Origin of the sequence: Streptomyces phaeochromogenes (assembly GCF_001418655.1) — a bacterium.
GTDB classification, from domain to species: Bacteria; Actinomycetota; Actinomycetes; order Streptomycetales; family Streptomycetaceae; genus Streptomyces; species Streptomyces phaeochromogenes.
The window spans coordinates 32800-34166 of the sequence record NZ_LIQZ01000212.1 but is presented as its reverse complement, the minus strand read 5'-3'; the positions used below and the strand labels follow the sequence as shown (position 1 = coordinate 34166).

The 1367-nt window shown below is 69.1% G+C and carries 1 pseudogene; it reads right to left on the bottom strand.

The annotated features are described in order from the left end of the window. Positions 1-351: 351 nt before the first annotated feature. Positions 352-1367 (bottom strand): annotated as a pseudogene (locus AOK17_RS27180) (cytochrome P450 family protein); the annotation flags it as partial.

The following is a 1367-nucleotide window of genomic DNA, read 5'->3' as shown; positions in this document are numbered from 1 at the left end:
TCGCCGTCACCGCGTTCGACAGGTAGCCCGCCGACAGGGCGATGCTCGGGGTGCCGTAGCTCGTCGGCTGCGCCTGGCTTCCCATGCGCACGACCGTGAGCGTAAGCGCCCCGCTCGCCATGGCAACCGCCCTGCGCCCACGGGGGAAAACGTAGTCCTGCACTGGGAGCCTTCCGTCGTCACGATGTCGACGTGAAGGCTGGGCCGCTCCCGCCAGCTGCGGGTGGCTCCCGTACGCATGGAGAGTGAACAGCTTCGGACGCGATGGCCGGAAGTGCCGCCGCTGTTCCGTGAGTTCGGTGACGAGTTGACGAGTTGGCGACTTCACGAATTTCGCACTGCGCCGGACGGCTACACCTGGACGGGAAGCGACACGAGCCCGCGGACGAGACGCGTGTGGCGCCACTCCAACCGGTCGGCTGGTCCAGCGAGCCGGATTCCGGGAAACCGGCTCAGTACCGCTCGCAGGGCGATCTCCGCCTCGGCCTTGGCCAGGGAAGCGCCGACGCAGCGGTGGATGCCGTGGCCGAAGCTGAGGTGGGCGCTGGCGTCCCGGTCCAGGTCGAGCAGGCCCGGTGACGGGAAGCGGACCGGGTCGCGGTTGGCGGCTCCGAGGGCGATCAGTACCGGGGCGCCGGCCGGGATGACGGTACCGCCGAGCGTGACGGGTTTTGTGGTGAACCGGAAGGTGGCGGTACTGACGGGGGAGTCGAATCGAAGCAACTCGTCGAGTACGGCCGGAACATCGTCCGGATTCTTCCGGAGGCGATCCAGCTCGGCGGGGCGCTGGAGCAGCGCGAGGGCGGCGTTGCCGAGGAAGTTGGTGGTGGTCTCGTGCCCGGCCACGAGCAGCAACACCGCCAGGGAGACCAGTTCCTCTTCGCTGAGACGGTCGTCTCCGTCGCGAGTCGCGATGAGTCCGTCGAGGAGAGAGCTGCCGGGGCTCAGGCGCTTGGCGGCGATGAGGGTCGTCATGTAGTCGGCCAGGGAATGCGAGGCCGCGTCGATGGCGTCGGGCCTGCCTGCCGCGAACAGCTCCCCGGACCAGCGCCGGACGTCGGGTCGGTCGCCCGCAGGCACTCCGAGCAGTTCGCAGATCACGATGACCGGCAGCGGCACCGCCAGGCCGGCCACGAAGTCGAACCGTTCGCCGACGGGCCACTGATCCAGCAACTCGTCGGTGACACGGGCGATGAACGGACGCAGCTGCGCGACGGCTCCGCTCGTGAACGCCTTGGTCACCAGCTTGCGCAGCCGGGTGTGCTGGGGTGGATCGGTGGCCAGCATGGTGTGTGCCACCGCCGGGTGCAGCCGACGCCGTGACTCCTTGCCCGCTTAGAACGCGGCCGTGTCCTTCGAGAGCCGAG